Origin of the sequence: Bartonella sp. HY761, assembly GCF_026743145.1 — a bacterium.
In the GTDB taxonomy this organism is placed as follows: Bacteria; Pseudomonadota; Alphaproteobacteria; order Rhizobiales; family Rhizobiaceae; genus HY038.
Genome location: NZ_CP104887.1, coordinates 3,261,168 through 3,283,287, shown reverse-complemented (window position 1 = coordinate 3,283,287; position 22,120 = coordinate 3,261,168). Strand labels below are relative to the sequence as shown.

18 protein-coding genes and 2 pseudogenes are annotated in these 22,120 nt (G+C 39.5%); 12 read left to right on the top strand and 8 right to left on the bottom strand.

Annotation, left to right across the window (positions count from 1 at the left end):
- Window positions 1–136: 136 nt before the first annotated feature.
- The 4 genes and pseudogenes from N6A79_RS14100 to tolB all read left to right on the top strand — a co-directional run bounded on the left by N6A79_RS14100 (window position 137) and on the right by tolB (window position 3,397).
- On the top strand, window positions 137–355 hold the full coding sequence (locus tag N6A79_RS14100; protein WP_268546428.1) for a hypothetical protein: 219 nt from the start codon (window positions 137–139) through the stop codon (window positions 353–355).
- A 12-nt stretch (window positions 356–367) separates the two neighbouring features.
- Window positions 368–856: pseudogene (locus N6A79_RS14095) on the top strand (DNA helicase); the annotation flags it as partial.
- A gap of 553 nt (window positions 857–1,409) precedes the next feature.
- Entirely contained in the window at window positions 1,410–1,736 is a 327-nt protein-coding gene (locus N6A79_RS14090) for a hypothetical protein (RefSeq protein ID WP_268546427.1), read from the top strand.
- A 338-nt stretch (window positions 1,737–2,074) separates the two neighbouring features.
- Window positions 2,075–3,397 (top strand): Tol-Pal system beta propeller repeat protein TolB, encoded by a 1,323-nt coding sequence (gene tolB, locus N6A79_RS14085; protein WP_182418241.1) that lies wholly within the window; start codon window positions 2,075–2,077, stop codon window positions 3,395–3,397.
- A 75-nt stretch (window positions 3,398–3,472) separates the two neighbouring features.
- On the opposite strand, the gene N6A79_RS14080 is transcribed toward tolB, so the two are convergent.
- Complete coding sequence (locus N6A79_RS14080; protein ID WP_268546426.1) at window positions 3,473–4,885, bottom strand: phosphomannomutase; 1,413 nt, start codon at window positions 4,883–4,885, stop codon at window positions 3,473–3,475.
- A 446-nt stretch (window positions 4,886–5,331) separates the two neighbouring features.
- Between N6A79_RS14080 and N6A79_RS14075 the strand changes: the two genes are divergently transcribed.
- The 4 genes from N6A79_RS14075 (at window position 5,332) to N6A79_RS14060 (ending at window position 9,384) form a co-directional block, all read left to right on the top strand.
- Window positions 5,332–6,165, top strand: a complete 834-nt coding sequence (locus tag N6A79_RS14075; protein WP_182418239.1) for a ferredoxin--NADP reductase — start codon at window positions 5,332–5,334, stop codon at window positions 6,163–6,165.
- A 238-nt stretch (window positions 6,166–6,403) separates the two neighbouring features.
- A complete protein-coding gene (locus N6A79_RS14070; protein ID WP_268546425.1) occupies window positions 6,404–7,300 on the top strand; it encodes a DMT family transporter in 897 nt (298 codons plus the stop codon).
- Between the two features lie 52 nt (window positions 7,301–7,352).
- On the top strand, window positions 7,353–8,120 hold the full coding sequence (locus N6A79_RS14065) for a M48 family metallopeptidase (protein ID WP_268546424.1): 768 nt from the start codon (window positions 7,353–7,355) through the stop codon (window positions 8,118–8,120).
- A gap of 454 nt (window positions 8,121–8,574) precedes the next feature.
- Window positions 8,575–9,384, top strand: coding sequence for an outer membrane protein (locus tag N6A79_RS14060; protein WP_182418236.1), 810 nt, complete (start codon window positions 8,575–8,577; stop codon window positions 9,382–9,384).
- Window positions 9,385–9,964: 580 nt separating this feature from the next.
- On the opposite strand, the gene N6A79_RS14055 is transcribed toward N6A79_RS14060, so the two are convergent.
- From N6A79_RS14055 to N6A79_RS14040, 4 genes are all read right to left on the bottom strand, one after another.
- Window positions 9,965–10,585 carry a response regulator transcription factor gene (locus N6A79_RS14055; protein ID WP_268546423.1) on the bottom strand — a complete coding sequence of 207 codons (621 nt, stop codon included), beginning with the start codon at window positions 10,583–10,585 and terminating at the stop codon, window positions 9,965–9,967.
- Window positions 10,582–11,649 (bottom strand): sensor histidine kinase, encoded by a 1,068-nt coding sequence (locus N6A79_RS14050; RefSeq protein ID WP_182418234.1) that lies wholly within the window; start codon window positions 11,647–11,649, stop codon window positions 10,582–10,584. The genes N6A79_RS14055 and N6A79_RS14050 overlap by 4 nt, the downstream gene beginning before the upstream one ends.
- Window positions 11,650–11,989: 340 nt before the next feature.
- Window positions 11,990–12,145: a hypothetical protein gene (locus N6A79_RS14045; protein ID WP_268546422.1), complete on the bottom strand. Its 156-nt coding sequence runs from the start codon at window positions 12,143–12,145 to the stop codon at window positions 11,990–11,992.
- Complete coding sequence (locus tag N6A79_RS14040) at window positions 12,138–12,398, bottom strand: hypothetical protein (protein ID WP_182418232.1); 261 nt, start codon at window positions 12,396–12,398, stop codon at window positions 12,138–12,140. The genes N6A79_RS14045 and N6A79_RS14040 overlap by 8 nt, the downstream gene beginning before the upstream one ends.
- A 716-nt stretch (window positions 12,399–13,114) precedes the next feature.
- Here N6A79_RS14040 and mgtA point away from each other — a divergent pair.
- The 4 genes from mgtA to N6A79_RS14020 all read left to right on the top strand — a co-directional run bounded on the left by mgtA (window position 13,115) and on the right by N6A79_RS14020 (window position 19,846).
- Window positions 13,115–15,850, top strand: coding sequence for a magnesium-translocating P-type ATPase (gene mgtA, locus N6A79_RS14035; RefSeq protein WP_268546420.1), 2,736 nt, complete (start codon window positions 13,115–13,117; stop codon window positions 15,848–15,850).
- A 123-nt stretch (window positions 15,851–15,973) separates the two neighbouring features.
- Window positions 15,974–16,366, top strand: a complete 393-nt coding sequence (locus N6A79_RS14030) for a VOC family protein (protein ID WP_268546419.1) — start codon at window positions 15,974–15,976, stop codon at window positions 16,364–16,366.
- A 128-nt stretch (window positions 16,367–16,494) separates the two neighbouring features.
- Entirely contained in the window at window positions 16,495–17,643 is a 1,149-nt protein-coding gene (locus N6A79_RS14025; RefSeq protein WP_268546418.1) for a hypothetical protein, read from the top strand.
- A 334-nt stretch (window positions 17,644–17,977) separates the two neighbouring features.
- Window positions 17,978–19,846 (top strand): SEL1-like repeat protein, encoded by a 1,869-nt coding sequence (locus N6A79_RS14020; RefSeq protein WP_268546417.1) that lies wholly within the window; start codon window positions 17,978–17,980, stop codon window positions 19,844–19,846.
- 4 nt (window positions 19,847–19,850) lie between these two features.
- On the opposite strand, the gene N6A79_RS14015 is transcribed toward N6A79_RS14020, so the two are convergent.
- From N6A79_RS14015 to ftsY, 3 genes and pseudogenes are all read right to left on the bottom strand, one after another.
- Window positions 19,851–20,225, bottom strand: a complete 375-nt coding sequence (locus N6A79_RS14015) for a DUF4259 domain-containing protein (protein ID WP_268546416.1) — start codon at window positions 20,223–20,225, stop codon at window positions 19,851–19,853.
- A gap of 50 nt (window positions 20,226–20,275) precedes the next feature.
- A complete protein-coding gene (locus N6A79_RS14010) occupies window positions 20,276–20,881 on the bottom strand; it encodes a septation protein A (protein WP_371739852.1) in 606 nt (201 codons plus the stop codon).
- Window positions 20,882–21,022: 141 nt separating this feature from the next.
- Window positions 21,023–22,036: pseudogene (ftsY, locus tag N6A79_RS14005) on the bottom strand (signal recognition particle-docking protein FtsY); the annotation flags it as partial.
- Between the last annotated feature and the right edge of the window lie 84 nt (window positions 22,037–22,120).

Sequence of the window (22,120 nt, the reverse complement as noted above, 5' to 3'; positions counted from 1 at the left end):
GAGGCTGTGCCAAGCCTCCCCCCTCCAGATGGGAAAGCACTTTTTGTGTAGGTATAACGATCTAAGTAACAGCTAATATCGCGATATGATATGAGGAGGGATTATCATAAATTTGCGATTTAAGGTTGTTAATTTTATGAACAATATTCAAAGAATACCACTTCATCAACTAAAACGCCAAGCCAAACAATTGGTGCGCTTAGAAAAAATCGCCCATGTGAAAGCATTGAACCGCATTGCTAGGGAAAATGGGCATAAAAGCTGGACCTTGCTGCTGCGTGCTTATCAAAGTAATAAATTCGGCGATTTATTTACCAAGTTTAAAAATGGTGATTTGATTTTAGTGGCAGCCTGACCAAGGCAAGGTAAAACACTTTTAAGTTTAAAAATAGCGCGTGAGGCAATCGCATTTGGTCATAAAGGTGTATTTTTCACTCTCGAATATAACCAAATGGACGTTCATAAACGTTTACAAAAAATTGGTGTTGCGCCAAATCAATGGCTAGAAAAGCTTATCATTGATACTTCAGAAGATATTTGCGCCAACTATATTATAAATATTACAAAAACAATGCCATCGAGATCTTTTGCGATTATTGATTATTTACAATTATTAGACCAAAGGCATGATAAGCCACCACTAATCGAACAAATATCCTTGTTAAAAACATTTGCCATGCAGCAAAAAATTATTCTTATTTTCATCAGCCAAATTGATCGAAAATTTGAATTAAGCGGACGCAATTTTCCTGATTTAATCGATATACGACTGCCTAATCCAATTGATCTTACCTTGTTTGACAACATATGCCTTTTGCATGAAAAAAACCTTAAGCTAGTTAGCCCAACCGCATAATATGCAGACATTGGTTGTTTTGCAAAAGCGATTCAACCTCAATTGTCATTTCACCAAAAGGATTATCCTCACAATCATCTACCTCATCAAGATGTTGGCGACGATAAATTATACTATAATGAGTTATGCAAAATAGGGGATAAAAAATACTTGTATCAAGGCTGCAAAAGCAAAGAGAAAAAGCCAATTATTTAGTCCAACCACATTAAAACCTATAGCATTATTCATAGCATCAACAACTATTCCCAGTATGATTGGTGGCCATATTAATGCAGCTTTACTCATACACAATAGTAAAAATTAAGAGAAAATAGTCCCAAACACTGTTTGATCGTCAAATCAAAAACTATAATTCGACATTATCCCCTCTTAATGCAATAATTACCCTATTGCTGATGGGATCATAAACAGGTGCATTAAAGGTGCTAGGTGGTTTGTTAGAAATAATTTTTATATATTTAAAAGTTAAATTTATAATAGCCCTTATCCCAATAAAGTTATTAAGAGAATTGCCAAAAGCAGCTCTTTAGTATCCACTGTTAAGGAAGTTAAAATGAGGTTATACTTTTTTTATCCCAATGTAGACAATTCTGAAATTGTTTTTTACACTTTAGATTCAATTGGAGTTGTAGCATGGGATAATGAATTTTCAGTATCATTTGCATCACCAGATGAATGCATAAATTATCAACCATCTGGTGATGTAGATCTTGACCTTATTAATGAATCATATCGTCCTTCTTCTTTTGTCGAATTACAACTCAATGGATATGAAGACATTTTAATGGGGTATTTCCCAGTAAGCGATGAATGGAAATGTGGTGAGCCTATGATAAAGTATCTAGGCCCACGAGTTTATTTTAATAAGGTCACTCCATAATTTAAGAGCTAAAATAAATCCCATTTTGATTAAACAAAAATTTTGAACCACTTGCTCTTGATGATAAAAGTTGGCGAAATGCAGCAGGTGCTGCAAAATTGAGTAAAGCCTATCGCGTCACTATGGCACGGCTAGTGGAACCAAAGATCCTAATAGTGAATGGGTTCATTTTACCACATTTATAGGCTATGTATGCTTTTATTATAATTCGTCTTTTGGGTTGTTATAAAAATCAAATGCACCAAATAAATCAAAATAATTTTGTGCCATTAAACAAACAAAAAGATATTATTGATATAAACGACAAAACTATTTTTCTTGAAAGGTTCGGATCAAACATGTTTCGTCTTACACGGCATTCCTTGTTTATCATCTGTTTAATGTTTGGCACGCTGGCAGCATTGATAAGACCAGGGCAGGCACAGCTTGTTGTGGATGTAACGGCTAATCAGTTTAAGCCGATTCCTATCGCAATCACTGATTTTTTATCGGGTGATCAAACAGGGGCTGAAATTAGCCAAATTATTGCCGCAGATCTTGAGCGTTCGGGTCTTTTCCAACCGCTTGATCAAACGGCATTTTTAGAGCGCATTACCAATCCTGATGCGATTCCGCGCTATAATGATTGGCAACAAATTGGTGCACAAGGCCTTGTTACAGGGCGCGTTGTAACCCAACCTAACGGTCAATTGCGTGTTGATTTCCGTCTTTGGGACGTATTTAAACAAGATCAACTTGAAGGGCGCTATTTTATATCCTCGGTTGTGACAACAGCTTCAAAACGCCGCATTGCCCACCAAATCGCTGATATTATTTATGAAAAAATGACTGGTGAAAGCGGCTATTTTGACACACGAATCGTATTTATTGATGAAACAGGTCCACGTAATAAGCGTGTTAAGCGTCTTGCGATTATGGACCAAGATGGTGCTAATGTTAGCTATTTATCTACCGGACAAGAGCTTGTTTTAACACCGCGCTTTTCGCCAACCCAGCAAGAAATTACCTATATGGCCTATGGCAGTGATAATGTGCCAAGGGTCTATTTGCAACAAATTGAAAGCGGACAAAGAGAGCCAGTTCCTTTTAGCAATATGACCATTGCACCACGTTTTTCACCCGATGGGCAAAAGGTTGTCATGAGTCTTTTGCAAGATAATGGTAGTTCCAATCTTTACGTTATGGATTTGCGCTCACATATGACTACGCGCCTTACATCAACCTTAGCAATTGATACATCAGCATCTTATTCGCCCGATGGTAGTAAGATTGTTTTTGGTTCTGACCGTTCTGGAAAGCCAAAACTTTATGTGATGAATGCTGATGGTAGCGATCAAAAGCCAATTTCTTTTGGTGATGGTAGCTATTCAACCCCAGTTTGGTCGCCACGCGGAGATTATATTGCCTTTACCAAGCAATTGCAGGGGCAATTTTCCATCGGTGTTATGCGTCCTGATGGTACTGATGAGCGTATATTAACCAGTGGCTTCCATAATGAAGGCCCTACTTGGTCGCCAAATGGTCGCGTAATCATGTTCTTCCGTCAAGATCAGGGCAGAGGCGCAAAGCTTTATACAATCGATGTTTCTGGCCGCAATGAACGTCAATTACCAACCCCAAATGACGCATCAGACCCAGCTTGGTCACCTTTGTTAAAATAATTATTCAAAGCAAATGCAAAAATAAAAAGGCACAGATTACTCTGTGCCTTTTTCATTTGCGTAAAGCTTTTATCCTTATGATAATTCTGCCAAAGCGCGTTCTAAACCTTCCGCAACCAGTTGGTCCGCACGCTGCTGACTTGCCGCTTCACTATAGCAACGTAGTTCCGGCGCATTGCCAGAGGCGCGAAAATGGATAATTTCGCCATTTTGTAAAATAACCCGCAAACCATCAATTGCGTCCCAGCTTTTAATGGTGCCAAAAGGTTTAAAAAAGCGAATACGCTCAGTACCATTGGAAAGCAGGATAAGAAATTTTTCGGTTTTTTCACTTGGAATGCCTTGCACACGGCTGCTAGCGGTAAAGCGTAGTGGTAATCCCTTACAAAGCGCATTAATCGGCAAATTATTCATTTGCGCTAGACCTAAAACACATAGAATCGGTAATAATGCATCGCGGGTTGGCAAGGCTGGTAGAACACCATTTTCTAAAGCGGCATCGCTGCCAAGCAATACGCCACCATTAGCCTCAAAACCTATAATCATTGATGAGCCATCTTGCTCGGCTTCGTTCATATCGGCAATAACATAAGGCGAGCCAACTTTACTGCGATAAACATGGGAAAACCAATTAGAGGTTTCAACGAGTGATGTTGAGGTGACCGGAGTTACCACCGCATCGGCATTTAAAAATTTTGCCGTCAGCATACCAAGAATATCACCACGCAAAAAATTACCGTCACTATCGGCAAGCAATGGTCGATCACCATCGCCATCGGTGGAAATAAGCGCATCAAGATCATAATCCTTGACAGCTTGCTTGGCAATGTCACGGTCTTCTTGGCGCAAAGCTTCGGTATCAACAGGGATAAAATATTCTGCACGGTGAAGCGGAATTACCTCCGCTCCAAGCTCGGCAATAATATCCACCATGACATCGCGGGCAACCGAGCTATGTTGATAAACGCCAATGCGCATTGATGAAAGGCTAGCAAAGGGAAGAACTGAAAAAGCCCGTTGGCGGTAGCGATCAAGCGCGGCAAGCGAACTATAGGGTAAAACTTCAAAGTCATCATAGGGGGCATGGTCAGGCAAACAGTTTAAAATTCCCTGTTCATCAACCTTGGTAATTTCACCATCGGGGCGATAGAATTTTAAACCATTGCGATCTTCAGGAATATGACTACCTGTCACCATTATTGCGGGGCTTTGCTCATAAAGAGCGGATAATGCCAGTGCTGGGGTTGGTAATCGGCCATAATTCTTAACTTTATACCCCTCTGCAATAGCTGCCGCCATCACGGCATTAGCAATACGTTGGCTGCTTTGGCGCAAGTCACGACCAACCAATAATGTACTATCCTTATTGATAACCTCACATTGGCGTAAAAAACTTAAAAATGCGATCGTATAACGCTGGCAAATTTCATCATCAAGCTCCTCTACCAAGCCACGTAAACCGCTGGTACCAAATTTCAAATCGCCCATGATATAGATCTACCCTAATTGGAATGAATGGATGCGTTGCTTATGCTAAATTGTCATGCTGTTGCATTTTATTGATAAAATCAAGAGACACTTTTTCTCATACGTCACCACATAAATGAAAAATAAATTTGGTGATTGAAATCAGTATTTTGATTTTTATAAAGCCTTACGATAAGTCCCATCTTTTAAAGATTTGTAAAATCCATGACTTAGCTGAGAATCTTTCTAAACTTTCAGGTCATAAAATACAGTTAAAAAGCCAAAAAAAATGCATTTTGAAATAGGATTGCTTAAATTTGAGCTAGAAGGATAAGTTTTTTATCTTTATATATCACACTATAAAATGGAAATGTTGGCAACTGCTCATACATCTTCTATAAGGTGGATAGGCTATGTGCCAGATTAAATGAAGCCAAGGCTTTTTATAAATTTTAAGGATATATCCCATGAATGCGCCGCTTGGTAATGTTGCTGAAGCCCTACAAGAAGAGGCTGCTCCATCTTTTCCTATTCCTGCCAATGTTTTTGCTGAAAAGGTGACGGAAGTTAAGCATTATACCGACCGCTTATTCAAATTTCGTATTACGCGGCCAGAAAGTTTTCGCTTCCGCTCTGGCGAATTCATCATGATTGGCTTGCCAAATGCTGAAAAGCCAGTTTTTCGCGCCTATTCTATTGCTAGCCCCTTTTGGGACGAAGAAATTGAGTTTTTCTCAATCAAGGTTCCAGGTGGGCCACTTACTGAGCATTTGCAAAAAATTAAAGTAGGTGACACAGTATTAATGCGCAAAAAGCCAACCGGTACTTTGGTGTTGGATGCGTTAATTCCTGGCAAGCGGCTTTATCTTTTATCAACCGGCACTGGCGTTGCTCCTTTTGCTAGCCTTATCCGTGATCCAGAAACTTATGAAAAATATCAAGAAGTGATTCTTATTCAAACAACCCGTGAATTGGCGGAGCTAGATTATGCCCGTGATCTGGTTAAACAAGTGAATGAAGATCCACTCATTGGTGAATTTGCTAATCAATTGAAATTTTATCCTATGACAACTCGTGAACAATCGCCCCATATGGGCCGTATCACCGATACCATGCTTTCAGGACAATTTTTCAAAGATACTGGCTTGCCAGCAATTAATATAGAAGAAGACCGCGTGATGATTTGCGGCTCAATGGCAATGCTTAAGGATTGCGCGGCGATGTGCGAAACATTTGGTTTGGTGGAAGGTGCCAATAATGCACCAGCAACTTATGTCGTTGAGCGTGCTTTTGTCGACTAATCAAAGACTTTGAAAGTCAAACACCAATAAAAAGACATCCCAAATGGGCTTAAAGCTTTAACTCTTTGGGATGCCTTGACATTGCAATGCAATAGCCTATTTGCGATATTTATCCTTATATTGTAGGTTAAGAATTTGCGTAATATTTAATAAAAACGCATATCGTAAAATAACAGTATTGTGGATGGTTCAAAAATCAATCCCATCATCCAATATTCGCAATAACTAGGTCAAGAGCATGAATAAGACAGCGCTTTTAAGCTTTATTTTTTTGGGGGTTATTTGGGGAACAAATTTTGTTTTTATAAAATGGGCATCTCCCTATCTTGATGCTGCACAAATAACTTTGCTTTGCGTTATTTTTGGATTTATCCCTGTTTTTTTCTATGCACTATATAAAAAAGCATTGCATGTTTCGCAACTGCGATACTGCCACCACTTCATCATCATGGCTTTACTGGTGATGGTCGTTTATTATTTTGCTTATGCCGAAGGGGCTATACGCCTACCGGTCAGCACCGCTGGCCTTTTAAGTGGCACTGCACCACTTTTTACTTTTTTATGTGCCTTATTATTTTTAAAAGAGCAAAAAATTACTTGGCTCAACGCCTTTGCTATTTTTATTGGTTTTTGCGGTATTGCGCTGCTTGGCAATCCCTTCGCCGAAAACCATGCTTTTGATATGATCGGCATTGGCTATATGATTATAGCGTCATTAAGCCTTGGTGTTTCCTTTGTCTATGCACAAAAATTTTTGATGCCGCTTAATATTCCCATCATTGCATCAACCACTTATCAATTAGGGTTTGCAATTATTATCCTTTTACCGTTTATTCCATTGAATAATATTGCCCCAATTTTTAACGATCCCAAAGCATGGATTGGCTTAATTATTGGCCTTGGCTTATTAAGTACCGGTGTGGCTTATGTCGCATATTATTATATTGTTGAAAAATCAGGCGCGGTTTTTGCCTCCAGTATTGTATATGTTCCACCAATTGTTGCCCTTGCCCTTGATATATTTGCGTATCATCACAATGTTGGACTAAATAGCTATTTGGCAATTATTTTCGTTTTGGCTGCAGTTGCACTGCTTGAGCTTGATTCATTTAAAAACCGTGCGCCAGCAATTTAAAATTGTACATTGCCAATTCCTTTTAATAAGATGCACATTCTTTGCATAGTAAATGAAAAGCATGTTTTTTAAACCTAAAACCATTAAAGAAGCCTATAGCGATAACTTTGTTCTGTCGGATAGGACTTTACCCTTAAAAGTTATAACCAATAGCCGCGCCAAAAGATTAACGCTCCGCATTGTAAGTGGTGGCAAAGGCTTAAGGGTGACAGTGCCACCGCGTACCAGCAAAAAGGCAGTTGATGAATTTTTAAACCGCTATAAAGGTTGGCTTGAGACGAAACTTAGCCATTTACCACCACCGAGCCTTGAAGAACCGATGCTTAAATCAGGCGTCAAGATTCCGATTTTTGGCAAGCCTCACCGCATTTGTCATTTGGAGGGGCGCGGAACAACAAGCTTAGTGCCGAATAGTGAAGCCGACCCTCAAATTTTGGTTTATGGCGCAGAAAAGCATCTACCAAGACGGCTGAAAGATTTTCTCATAAAACAAGCAGAATTGGTGATTACGCCTTTGGTGGCAAAATATGCAAGCGAAGTTGGTCGCAAACCAAAATCCATTCGTTTTAAAGATACAACAAGTCGTTGGGGATCATGTACCAGTGATGGGGCATTATCATTTTCATGGCGCATTATGATGGCGCCACACAACGTCATTGATTATCTCGTTGCGCATGAAGTGTCTCACCTCATTGAAATGAACCACAGCAGCGATTTTTGGAATCTATGTGAAAAGCTTTGCCCCGAATCTAAAAATTGTCGGGCTTGGTTAAAACGTAATGGGCAAAGTTTACACGCGATTGATTTTGCATCCATCTAAGGAAATTCCTTAATGTAACTTATTTCATAATTGATTTGCCCTAGCCGCCCATTTGCAGCAATTGCCCTCATTAGACAGAATCTTCCGAGTAGGCGTAAAAGTTCTTTCGCAGTTATCGACAGACATTTTAGCAAACCAAAAAATTAAAAAAAGAAATTATTTTATTTTTTGACCGAATCCGTTTCGATTCTGCTTAAAGTTTGAAAGATTCGCCCATCTTTGATTATAAATAAGGCATATTCGCCATGGTTTAGCATCGAACATGGACGAACAAAGGCGCAATTATGTCAAAAACGAGATGAGTTAACATTTTGTTTACTAAAGAATTTTCGCTTTTTCGCTTTTTTCGCTAAGTTTGTGCACATTTCGCTAGGTGTGGCTTTTTTACTACAGACTTTTTTGCTAGAGCGACTATATTGAACTTAATTGCAGTTCTTTGCATGGAGAAATGAAAATGAATATTAAGTATCTTATCGCAGCATCAGCTGCAGCCCTTATCGCAGCAACAGCAGCAAACGCAGCTGATATCGTTCAGCCAGCTCCTTATGAGCCAGCTCCAGTTGTAACAGTTCCTACATTTAGCTGGACTGGTGCATATGTTGGTGGTCAGATCGGTGGCACTTGGTCAGATTCAAATGTTAAATCTGAACGTAACATTGGCTTCTTGCCAGTTGGTTACACTCAAGGTGTTAACTGGAGCCCAGATGGCAACGGTTTTGTAGGCGGTCTTTATGCTGGTTACAACTTTGAAGTTGGCAACAACATCGTACTCGGCGCAGAAACCGATTTCGTATGGGGCGACGTAAAAGACAGCTACTCTTCAGTTGCACGTTATGGCATTGACCCATTGTCACCTTATAACTACAACAGCGAAGGCAACATCAAGCAAAAATGGGCTGGTGCTACTCGCGTTCGTGTAGGTTATGCAATGGATCGTTTCATGCCTTACGTAGCTGGCGGTGTTGCTTACACTAAAGTTGACACAAATGGTCGTAACTATTTGACAAGTGCAAACCCAGCAAGCCTTGCTGAAGTTCCAGGCTCAAGCCTTGGTTACAGCACTTCAAACACAATGACTGGTTGGACAATCGGCGCTGGCGTTGACTATGCAGTAACAGATAATGTTCTTGTACGTCTTGAATACCGCTATGCTGATTATGGTGATAAGACAAACACTTATACCCATACAACTGGCCAGACCTTCAAAGAAAAGATTGACTACAAGTCAAACGACGTTCGCGTTGGTGTAGCTTACAAGTTCTAATCTGAATTTGTTTCTATTGGAAAAGCCCCGTGCATTGCGCGGGGCTTTTTTATTGCCGTTTATAATCTAGGGGGCTGCCCCTCTTAGGTTAAAATATTGATGTCATCGAAAGCTCATCAAATATTTCCTCTTCACCAAAGTTCATAGTCTTTAGATATAACCCAAAGGCAAATAGAGCTCGCAACATAAACTTGCTTGAGTTTTTTTAATTGGTGTTAGCTGATGTAGATTATTGCGATATTGTTTATTTATTTGCAGGTGAGTTAAACATTGACGCTTTGTTCAACTTATTGCTCTTAAAAATGTTTTAAAGCACATTTAAACGAAGCCACTGCTATGAAGTGCTGCATATTTGATGTTTGTCGCCGCATTTGACGCCATAATGATTCGTCTTTTGCTCTGTCATTCGATAGTTATAGCTTTTTAAAAGCCGTTCAATTAACTAAAGCTGATTTCCCATGAGCTTTTCATGTGCTTTTTTTACAAAAAATTGCAGTTTTTGGGTATTTCATTTTGGATGACGAGCATATTTTACATTTAAGTGTTTAAAGACAAATGCACACCCACGATAAAATCGCCATTAAGTGCCTACCTTATGAAGCTCTTGACCAAAACGGATAAGATCCGCAAGGGTTTTTGCCTTCATTTTTTGCATGACATTGCCACGTCGTACTTTAACTGTAATTTCACTCACATTAAGTTCGGCAGCAATTTGCTTGTTTAAAAAGCCTTGCACCACATAATCCATAACAGCGCGTTCACCACTATTTAGTAGACTATAACGACGTTGCAATTGAACATGACTATCTTTATGGCGCAGGTTTTCTTCGCTCACAGTCAATGCACGGTTAATTGCTTCTAATAAATCTTGATCGCGAAACGGTTTTTCCAAAAAATCAACCGCACCGCGCTTCATAGCGGTAACTGACATAGCAATATCACCATGGCCTGTAATAAAAATTACCGGAATATCGAGGTCAAAATTTTTCATCTTATCGTGAAAATCCATGCCACTTTGGCCCGGCATTCTTACATCAAGCACAAGACAAGATGGACAATGGGGATGCTCAGCACTTAAAAATGTTTCCACATCGGCAAATGATGCTGTTTCTAGATTGACTGAAGCTAATAAATCATCAAGTGCTTCGCGCACAGCAAGATCGTCATCAATGACATAAACCAGTTTTCTTGTATCCGTCATGGCTCACTCCGATTAATTTTATTTTCAGGCAGGGAAATGCTAAAGATTGCCCCACCTTTCGGATTATGTTCGACTGTAATAATTCCGCGATGCGCCTCAACAATAGCACGGCACAAGGTTAAACCAAGGCCAGTGCCCCCTTCTCTGGTCGTCCAAAAAGCATCGAATATTTGGGTTATTTGTTGGTCGCTCATCCCACAACCGCTATCAATAACTGATAATTGAACACGGTGTTGATAATAATTGGTTACCACAAGTATATTGCGTTCTTCCGGTCTTTTTTGCCGGACGGCTTCAATCGCATTCAAAATAATATTGGTAATAACTTGTAACATTTGCACCTTATCGGCGTTAATTAACAAAGGCTGCTCATCTTTTTCCCATTCAAGGTGTATGAGATGGCGCTCAATTAAATGGCTCGCAAGGGCAATAGCCTCTTCAACAATATCGTTGAGATCATAGGCTTGTTTATGTGGCGTTTCATTTTTAGCAAGTGAGCGAATGCGGGTAATAACATCAGATGCACGGCTAATTTCACGGTTTATTCGTTCTAAGGCAATTAATGCTCGTTCTACCTCAACTGGATCTTTTTTCAACCAATTACGACAAGCATCAGCGCTCGATCCGGCGGCGGCAAGCGGTTGATTAATTTCATGAGCAATAGAGGCGGTTAATTCTCCTAGACTTTTAATACGGGCAACGCGGTTTAATTGTTGCGTTGCCTTAAATGCTAAATCTTCAGCATTTTGTGCGCGCGTTACCAAATAGCTAGTCAATATAAGAGCCATTAAAGCAATAACACAATTAACAAGACCTGCTTCTGGCGCGCCGCTACGGGTTAAAAAGAAGGATAAAACCGTGAGCCCAATACAAATAACGCTTAATATCCATATGCCGCGCTGACTCAAAAAACGTGCGCTGATCAATATGACAACAATATAAAAAACCGCCGCAGCAATTTCTAATCTTGAAATAGTATCAAGAATAAAAATAATGCCAAGGAGCGGGGCAAGAGCAGCTTTGGTGAACAGATTTTTTATTTTCAGCCTTGTATTCCTATTCATGCCAATGTCGTCATGCCTTTTTATCGCATTTTGTAAAATGAAAATAGTCTTAATTTGTTGCTAGGTAATATCTTGTCTAAATACAGCTAATATGGGTTGAGATTTTTGTTAAATGAAAAATGTTCAAAAAAATATGAGCCAAAAATGCCTTAAAGGTGATAGGGATGTTTGCAAGCTCCACCCAATTATTCATTAGTCAAAAATCCTGGCAGGGATAGAATAGGAATGGGAGGACAAATTGACAAATATCCCTATCACTTTTAAGGCAATAAGTCGGTCTTTACTGTTTAACAATCGTTGCTTCAATTGTACTTAATTGACCATATCCGCTCGAAGCTTCTTAGTCTTGCTCACTATCTGAAAAAAGCTCTCTCAAACTAGCATGCAAAGGGCAAATAAGATAGATTCTCAAAATTGTTGCACCAGCAAAGAGCAAAACAACTAAAGCTGCCAATATTTGTTGACCAAAACCGGCAAGGGTCATAGCTTCAAACATATCTTGTCTCCATATCGGAACTTGTTTTTTGCCAAAAGCATTCCATATGGCCAGTTGCTGGATCACGCACCCATTTGCAAACCATGTTAAGCTCATTTACTTGACGCTGCTGAGGAGCTGCATTTTGCAATGCTACTTCTGCAAATTTTCTTTTTAAGTAAATACCAATAAATTGAGCTGGATTGGTTGAGAAACGGCCATTATTTTTGGCAGAGAAATTGCGGGCAAAACCGCGATTGGTGTTCATTGTCATTTTAGTACCTTTCTAGCCAAAGCTTAAAAAGGCACATTTACTGCGACCTTTAAAAGCTTTTACGGCTTATTTTTAATATGTAACTACTGTCGCAGTCGGGCATTATTTTCATCTTTCCCATTAAAATTGGATTTGTTTACTTTGCCTGTCGCATGAAAGAAAGGCAACCATGCATAGGCATAGAAAGCATATACTTAGGTATATCATTTCTATGATTATGGATAATTGTTTTATGCCTGCAGTCTGTGGCATCAGTGTTTTAGCTTGGGGTGAAAATTCCAACAGGCAAAATATGCGGCTTTATAATGGAGGCCTTCAAGGCTAAGCAGCAGCATTTGCTTTCTAATTAACAAATAACCTTTCTTTTCAACAATAGTGGATGATGTGTGTTTCAAACATCACAGTTTTGTTGGCACAATAATAAAAACATCGATCAACTAATTCATAAATCAAAGCGCTAATGCTTAAAGTTGGAATTAGTTACAAGATAAAAGCTTGGTTTTAGGGATTTGCCAATGGCAGATATATCTAACACCCGGCTTTTCACTGGAGATAGTCATATGGATGACCCCGACAGTATAGACGCCGACGACATAGGACGAAGTCGGCAGAAATATAAAGAATTTAAAGAATGCAAAAACGCGCTCAAAGTGGTTAGAGTAGCTTTAAGGTAACTCCTTAATGTTGCTCGCTTAGGCGCGCGACAGGAGTTTGCCATGACAAGCAATAAAAATTTGTCACATAACGACCCAAAGTCCAATTCTTCTAAGCATAAAGCTAATGGGAAGAATGGTGGCTTTAATGCCCAAGCGGCACGTGAGGCGCAAAATAGCCTTGAAAACACCTTAAATAACCTCCATGCGAGCCTTGATGGCTTGACAACGGCAGATGCGCAAGCTCGCTTTAGCAATGACGGCCCAAATGAAGTCGCTCATGATAAACGACCACCTGCCTTTATCCAGCTTTTAATTGCTTTTAAAAATCCATTCATCTTTGTTCTGCTTATGCTAGCGGCAATCCAATTTGTAACTGATTATTGGTTGCCCTTGCGTGCTGGCGAAGAAACAGACCTTACTGGTGTTATCATTGTTCTTACCATGGTAATGATCAGCGGTATTTTGCGCTTTTGGCAAGAATATCGCTCTGGTAAAGCGGCAGATGCCTTAAAAGCCATGGTGCGCACAACCGCAACGGTGTTACGCCGTGCAGATAATTCATCTGAGCCAAAGCGTATGGAAATTGCCATGCGAGAACTGGTCAGCGGTGACATTGTTTATCTTTCAGCTGGTGACATGATTCCAGGCGACGTGCGTCTTATTGATTCACGTGATCTTTTCGTGTCTCAAGCCGTTCTTACTGGTGAAGCTTTACCGGTCGAAAAATATGATACATTGAGCGCTGTCAGTGAAAAACATGCCGATGCAGTAGCAAGTGAAAAAACTGAAATTCTTGATCTACCCAACTTGTGCTTTATGGGTACGAATGTGGTGAGTGGTAATGCTAAGGCATTGGTTATCGCAACTGGTCCATCAACCTATTTTGGTTCCTTGGCAAAATCGGTAGTGGGCACACGCTCACAAACCGCTTTTGATCGCGGCGTTAATTCGGTTAGTTGGCTGCTTATCCGCTTTATGCTCGTCATGGTACCGATTGTTTTTGTCATTAATGGTCTTTCAAAAGGCGATTGGCTTGAGGCGTTCCTGTTCTCTGTTGCGGTTGCTGTTGGTCTTACCCCTGAAATGTTGCCATTGATTGTGTCGGCGAACCTTGCCAAGGGTGCCGTATCCATGGCTAAACGCAAAGTTGTGGTCAAGCGTTTGAACGCCATTCAAAATTTTGGCGCGATGGATGTTTTATGTACCGATAAAACAGGCACATTGACACAGGATAAAATCATTCTTGAACACCATATCAATAATTTTGGTGCCAAAGATAATCGCGTGTTGGAACTTGGTTGGCTTAACTCATTTCACCAAAGTGGTATGCGCAATTTGATGGATCAGGCGGTTGTTCACTCTGGCCAATCTTTTGAAGATGATCCTTCTATGCGCGCATATCGCAAGGTTGATGAAATTCCCTTTGATTTCATGCGCCGGCGTTTGTCTATCGTCCTTGAAAATATGAAAAAGGATCATATCCTTGTCACCAAGGGTGCAGTTGAAGAAATGCTTTCCATTTCATCCTATTGGCGCGATGGCGAAGAAGCCCGTCCCATGGATGCCATGGCACGACAAAAATTAACTGAAATTGCCGAACTTTATAATCGTGATGGCTTCCGCGTGTTAATCGTTGCAACACGCCGCTTGAAAGAGGAAGAAAAGGCAGAACTTTATAAAACTAGCATTGAAAGCGATCTTATTGTTGAAGGCTTTTTAACTTTCCTTGATCCTCCCAAGGAAACTGCGCGTCCTGCCATTGCTGCCTTGCGCGAAAATGGTGTTGCCGTCAAAGTTTTAACTGGTGACAATGCGATTGTGACCACCAAGGTTTGTCGTGAAGTTGGTCTTGAGCCGGGTGTGCCTTTATTGGGCCGCGAAATTGAGGCTATGGGCGAACATGAATTACGCGAAAAAGTTGAAGAACGCACTGTATTTGCTAAATTGACACCATTGCAAAAGTCTCGTGTTCTTAAAGCCTTGCAAGCCAATGGCCATACAGTGGGTTTCCTTGGTGATGGCATTAATGATGCGCCAGCCTTGCGCGATGCAGATGTGGGTATTTCGGTTGATACAGCTACCGATATTGCCAAGGAAACAGCCGATATTATTCTGCTTGAAAAAAGTCTAATGATCTTGGAAGAAGGTGTTATCAAGGGTCGTGAAACTTTTGGTAATATTATGAAATATCTTAATATGACTGCAAGTTCCAATTTCGGTAATGTATTCTCAGTTCTAGTCGCAAGTGCCTTTATTCCGTTCTTGCCAATGCTTGCTATTCACTTGCTCTTGCAAAACTTGCTTTATGATATTTCACAATTATCCTTGCCTTGGGATAAAATGGATAAGGATTATCTTGCCAAGCCCCGTAAGTGGAGCGCCCGTAACATTGGCCGTTTCATGCTTTATATTGGGCCAACATCGTCCATCTTCGATATCACCACCTTTGCCCTTATGTGGTTTGTCTTTGCCGCCAATTCGGCTGAAATGCAATCATTGTTCCAATCTGGTTGGTTTATTGAAGGCTTGCTATCACAGACTTTGGTTGTGCACATGTTGCGTACTCGTAAGATTCCGTTCATTCAAAGCACGGCTGCCTTGCCTGTCCTATTAACAACCAGCGTGATTATGGCTATTGGTATTTATATTCCATTCTCACCCCTTGGTCATTATGTTGGGCTTGTTCCATTACCATGGAGCTACTTCCCATGGCTTGTCGGTACATTGTTTGCCTATTGCTGCGTTGCACAAGGTATGAAGGTATTTTATATCCGCAAATTCGGTGAATGGTTCTAAGATTAAATTTTTAAATTAAAAAATGCCCTGCATAAGTTGTTGCGGGGCATTTTTTATTTGACATATAGTTGTAAGGCTCATCTTGTATAAAAGGGCAATATGTAACCTAAGAGGGAATTAATCATGAGTAATAAGCCACAATTTTTGAAAGATAGTAAAGTTTGTAATTTGATATTTTTAGCTAATGATCTTGATGAAACGCAAAAATTTTATGAAGATCTTTTAGGTTTAAAAGTCACCCGCCTTATAGATGAAGACGAAACCTTTTTAATTGTTAATCAAAATGACGGTGTTGAGTTGGTTTTCTTTGAAGGTGAAGTTGAAGGTTCAACTTTTCCTGTTACAGTTTTTAACTTACCCAATGGTGGCATTAATAAGATTGTCGATGGCTTGGAGCAGGCAGGCATTACTATTATTAATGGTGTTTCGCCAGTTCCAGGTGGTTTGTCTGCCGATTTTGAAGATTGTAATGGTTATGTTCTATCTATCTGCCAAAACGAAGACCAACCTTTATAATTCTAAAGGTTTATAATTACCTTTGTTAGTTTAATACAATAAATGCCAATTGAATTTTAAATTGGCATTAATTAAAATCTTTTGAAAAATTTTATTTAAATTATTTAATAAGTTATACTGGGGAAAATATGATTAGATTATTGGTTGTTTTATTTGTTTTGCTTTCGCTTAGTAGCCAATCAAAAGCAACTGAAATTACCATGCCTTTTGGCCCCAATATAGAAAAATTAGTGCTGCCTGATGATTGGACCTTTGAAATAATACCCTACGCCAAAAGGGCTAATCTTTATTATTTATCAAATGGTCAGAGTACGATAAGAATTTTTGACCACGATAATAGTGACCGTGATGATAAGCTTTTACTATGCAAGCCAAGTATTAACTTATATAAATTATCACCATGCGCTGAAAACACTTTTCAATATAAAAATTTATTAACCTACTCAGAACTTAGATATGATTGCCATGATGAAAGTTGTAACAATCTTATAAAAATCATTAAAAATAATTATATCGAGAAGAAAAGTTTCACTTTTGACGGTAAGACATTTGCTATTGGTGAGAAATGGCATCCTTTTACACGTACAAAATTTGGATTAATCGAAGTTTATGGATTTTCCTTTGAAGATCAAAAAGCGCAAAGTATTATGATTATTCGCCGAAAGGCCACAAAGAGTGATAATATTGCGCGGCTCCTCAATAATATGGGCTTTTACGATTTTGCTAAAAATGAATTTGTTGCAGAGCAAATTGCCCAAAATGAGTACAATTTTTATGCCCTATGGCCTCAGCCTAACAAAATGTTAATGAATATTGACATTGATGAAAATTTTAATTTTTATGTGGCGCATATCAACCAAGAAAATCTCGTTGGTATCGAAGATTTGTTTGATTTTTTATCGCAAAAGTTTGAAAGTCATAAGACACTAGACAGACCTGAGACTATAACAGCTCAAAAAAATATGGGCGTTGAAATAAGTGACGGCTATAATTTTAAATATATTGATGATTTAGGCTTTTGTAACCAATATAAAACCTTTGATGATTACGTTGCCTTTATAAAATCTAATAGCCATCTTGATTGGGCTAAAGCTGATTACCAAGGAAATGAAGCAATTAAAGCTGAATATACTTACAGTAAATCTACAAAGACCACCAAATTTTATAAAATGTGTATCGATGGAAAAACAAAAACCGTAATGAATTTTTTTCAGCAACAAGAAAACCAACAAGCTTATGATGCAATCGATAATAAGTTAACGCAAGGGTTGAAATAATTTTCGCATAAATAGCCAATCCATTTTTACCTAAAAAGGTTTAAAGCGGATAAGGTTAACTCCATTTTGTAGAGCCTTAATCGATGAAAAAATATCTCGTTATTTTGCTTTTTGAAACACACCTTTGTATTACTTTTCAAGTGGGGGAATCCCTTGTATTTTGATTATCACTAAGCCGTTCAATGGTTTCGTCTTGCTTACGCATTATGAAACAGCTTATATGTGGATGGCGGTTGCTTCCTCTTTAAAGCAGAGTGAAAAAACGACTGAAATTAACATTTAATGATTAAAAATGCGGCGATTTTGCCGCGGGTTTTAATTGCATGGTGGTTTAATGAAACGTTTTATTATTGCTGTAATTGGTTTTATTATCATTGCTTTTACTAGCATTGCTTTTCTTTATATCCATTATGGCGATCATATCACTTTACGACTGCGCGCCGATCTTAATGACCCTTATGCCCAGCATAATTTGGGCGTATATTATTTAAACGGCGATGACGTCACTAAAGATAAAACAGAAGCCGTTAAATGGTTTCGCCGCGCTGCAGAACTTGGGTTAGATGATGCCCAAAGCAATTTAGGCGTGATGTATTTAAGAGGTGAAGGTGTTGCCGAAAATTACAAAGAAGCGCTTAAATGGTTTCAATTAGCGGTTGAACAAAATAATTCAATGGCGCAATTTAATCTTGCTTATATGATTGAAAATGGGCTTGGTATTCAAAAAGATATTGAAGATGCAAAACGCCGGTATTTTTTATCTGCCGAGCAAGGCAATGCCAATGCCCAATATGCCATTGGTCTTTTATATTATTTTGGCAAATCAATGCCTGTTGATTATACAATCGCTGCCAAGTGGTTTCAAAAAGCTGCAGATCAAGGTTTGGCAGATGCTCAAAATAATCTAGGTAGTCTTTACAGTGCTGGTGATGGGGTTAAACAAGATTATGTTAAAGCAATATCACTCTTCAAACAATCGGCAGCTAAAGGCAATGTTGCAGCACAGACAAATCTAGGCGATCTTTATTTTGCTGGTAAAGGGGCCGAGCAAAGTGCAATTGAAGCCGCAAAATGGTACAAATTAGCCTCTGATCAAGGCGATGCATATGCCAAGACTAAACTTGCAGTTTTTTATCAAACCGGCGTTGGAGTTGAAAAAAATATAAGCAAAGCACTCGATTTATTTAAAAGTGCTGCAGAGCAGGGCAATGTTAATGCGCAATATCGTTTGGGAAAAATATATGAAGAAGGAATTGAGGTTAAACAAGACTATAAGGAAGCTGCCAAATGGTATTTATTGGCTAGCGAACAAGGTGACATAAATTCTCGCAACAATCTTGGTATGCTTTATATGTATGGTAGGGGTGTAGAGCTTGATTACAAAAAAGGTGTAGCGTTGATTAACACTGCCGCCCAAGCTGGACTCGCGGATGCTCAAACCAACTTGGGTGTCGCTTATAAAAATGGCACTGGTGTCGATCAAAATTATAGCTTAGCGATTGAATGGTTCGAGCGTGCTGTTGCGCAAAATTATCCGGAAGCTCAAAATAAGCTTGGTTTAATCTATATGGACGGCATGGGCGTAGATATAGATTACTCAAAAGCCAAATATCTTTTTCAATTAGCTGCTGATCAAGGCTTAGCTATTGCACAGAATAATCTTGGTTTGATTTATATCAGTGAAAACAATGATAAACCCGATTTTGAACAGGCAGTAAAGTGGTTTGGCCGTTCAGCAGATCAGGGGGAAAAGGCTGCTCAATATAATTTGGGCCTTATCTATCTTAACGATCATCCTGGAATTAAACAAGATTATGCTAAATCAGCGCGTTTATTTAAATTGTCGGCTAAACAGGGCTATATAAAGGCACAAACTAATCTTGGATTTTTTTATTACTACGGTCATGGCGTGAAGCAAAATTATAATGAAGCACTAAAATGGTTTAGCATTGCGGCTAAAAAGGGCGAGCCAGAATCACAATATTATTTGGCACTTATGTTTATGGAGGGAAATGGCGTTCAACAAAACAAAGAGACAGCTTATATGTGGAGCGTGCTTGCACTGTCTTTCAACTATAATCAACGCAATCTTCACTTACAAAACATTATCGGCAAGGACTTAACCAAAAAACAAATAACAGCCGCAAAAGCGGCTGCATCATTGTGTTATGAATCCTCTTTTACAAATTGCATTATTGAATAAAGCTTTAGGCCAGTTGATTGAGATTTTTGGTTAAAGCGGCAATTTGTTGCTCAAGCGCTTCAACCATTTCTGGATCATTGTCCCATTCCTCAAGAAAAAACCAGTTTTCATCAGGCGGGCTGACCATATTTTCTAAAATTTCGATTGCTTTGGTTAAAACCGGGCGCAAATCATCAAGTCTATTGCTTGGCCAAACATAGGGACGACCCAATGTTTCAAGCAAATAACAAGCGGCTCGAAATTCGCAATAATCCTCATTGGCTGGATCAAAATTTTCAATCAGTGTAATAATTGGCGAAAAATCCTTATCTTGCCAAAAATTTGCAAACCAATCTGCCGCTTCATCATTTCCCCAAGGCTTTACACTCCAAGCGCCCATTTTTTTCTCCAAAATTTCATTAATTATTGATACGTTTTGATATGATAATCTTAAGACTTATCTTGGTTATCTTTAAGATCAAGCGAATGGCGAGCTAAAAGCGGTGTTTGCAGAATTAAAAAGATGATGGTGATGGGCATTGTGCCCCAAACCTTGAAATTTGCCCAAAAATCATCGCTGAAATTGCGCCAGATAACTTCATTTAAAACCGCTAAGAAAATGAAAAAGCATGCCCAGCGAAAAGTAAGCTTGCGCCAACCTTCAGCATCTAGTCGAAAAGCTGAATCAAAGACATAGCCAAGCAGCGAACGACCAAATAATAGCCCACCAAATAAGATAATACCAAATAAAGTATTGATAATTGTTGGCTTCATTTTAATGAAAATATCATTATGCAACCAAAGAGTTAAGGCGCCAAAAAACACCACGAATATACCAGATACCAAGGGCATAACCGGAATAGTACGGGTTAAAATCCATGATAGGATAAGGGCAACCACAATCGCCACCATAAAAATAGCCGTGGCTGGAAAAATTGGCTTATCAAAGCTTGAAAAAAAACTAATATTGTCGATAAGCCATTGCCCTTTATAGTTGGCAAAAAAGAACAAAACCAACGGCCCCATTTCCAATATTAACTTACCCATTGGCGACATTTGCGCCTTTTTTACCGCTGCAGCATCATCTGGATTTGGTTCAAAAATTGATTTTGTCATTCATCATGCTTTCTAAGGTCATGGATTTTACTTAAATTTAATACAATCAGGTGAGATTTATGCTTGCTTAATCATGTTTGCTTAATCATGTTTTCCAGCAATCGCTTGGGCAAATTCATTGGCTTTAAAGGGTTCAAGATCATCAATATCCTCACCAACGCCAATAAAGTAAACAGGTAATTTGTGCTTTGCTGCAATAGCCACCAAAATACCGCCGCGCGCTGTTCCATCAAGCTTTGTCATCACCAAACCATTGACCCCTGCAACATTGCGGAAAATCTCGACTTGATTAAGGGCATTTTGTCCAGTGGTCGCATCAAGGGTTTGCAAAACCGTATGCGGCGCGTCAGCATCATGCTTGCCTAAAACGCGCACAATTTTGGCAAGTTCATCCATTAATTCGGTTTTATTTTGTAAACGCCCTGCTGTATCAATGATTAATACATCACTACCCGCTTCCCTTGCCTTTTCATAGGCTTCAAAAGCAAGGCTTGCAGCATCAGCGCCAAGCTTAGTTGCGACAACCGGTGAATTGGTGCGCTTGCCCCAAATATGCAATTGCTCAATTGCTGCTGCGCGAAAAGTATCGCCTGCGGCCAACATTACTTTTAAGCCACCACGCGATAATTTTGCCGCTAATTTACCAATGGTGGTAGTTTTACCTGTGCCATTGACGCCAACCACCAAAATAACATGCGGTTTATGCGAAAGATCAAGCTCTAAAGGTTTGGCAACAGGCGCCAAAACTTTTTCAATCTCATCGCGCATAATAGCACGCACTTCATCGGTAGAAATATCTTTACCATAGCGGCCAGAAGCAAGAGAATCGGTAACCCGCATTGCCGTTTCAAGCCCAAGATCGGAGGCAATCAACACATCTTCAAGATCTTGCAATGTTTCTTCATCAAGTTTGCGTTTGGTAAAAATAGCACCAATTGAATCGCCAAGCTGACGTGATGAGCGCGACAAACCATTGCGCAAACGTTCAAACCATGAGCGTTTTACCGCAACAGGTTCTTCAACCACCACAACTTCTGGCTCAACAACGTGTTCAACATGAGCGCCAACACTGATGCGACCTGTTTTTTGCGGCTCAAATGCCGTGACAACATCTGCTGCCTCAGCTTCATCAACAAGCAGGCTTGTATCAATTGTTGCAGGTACAATGCTATCTTGAGC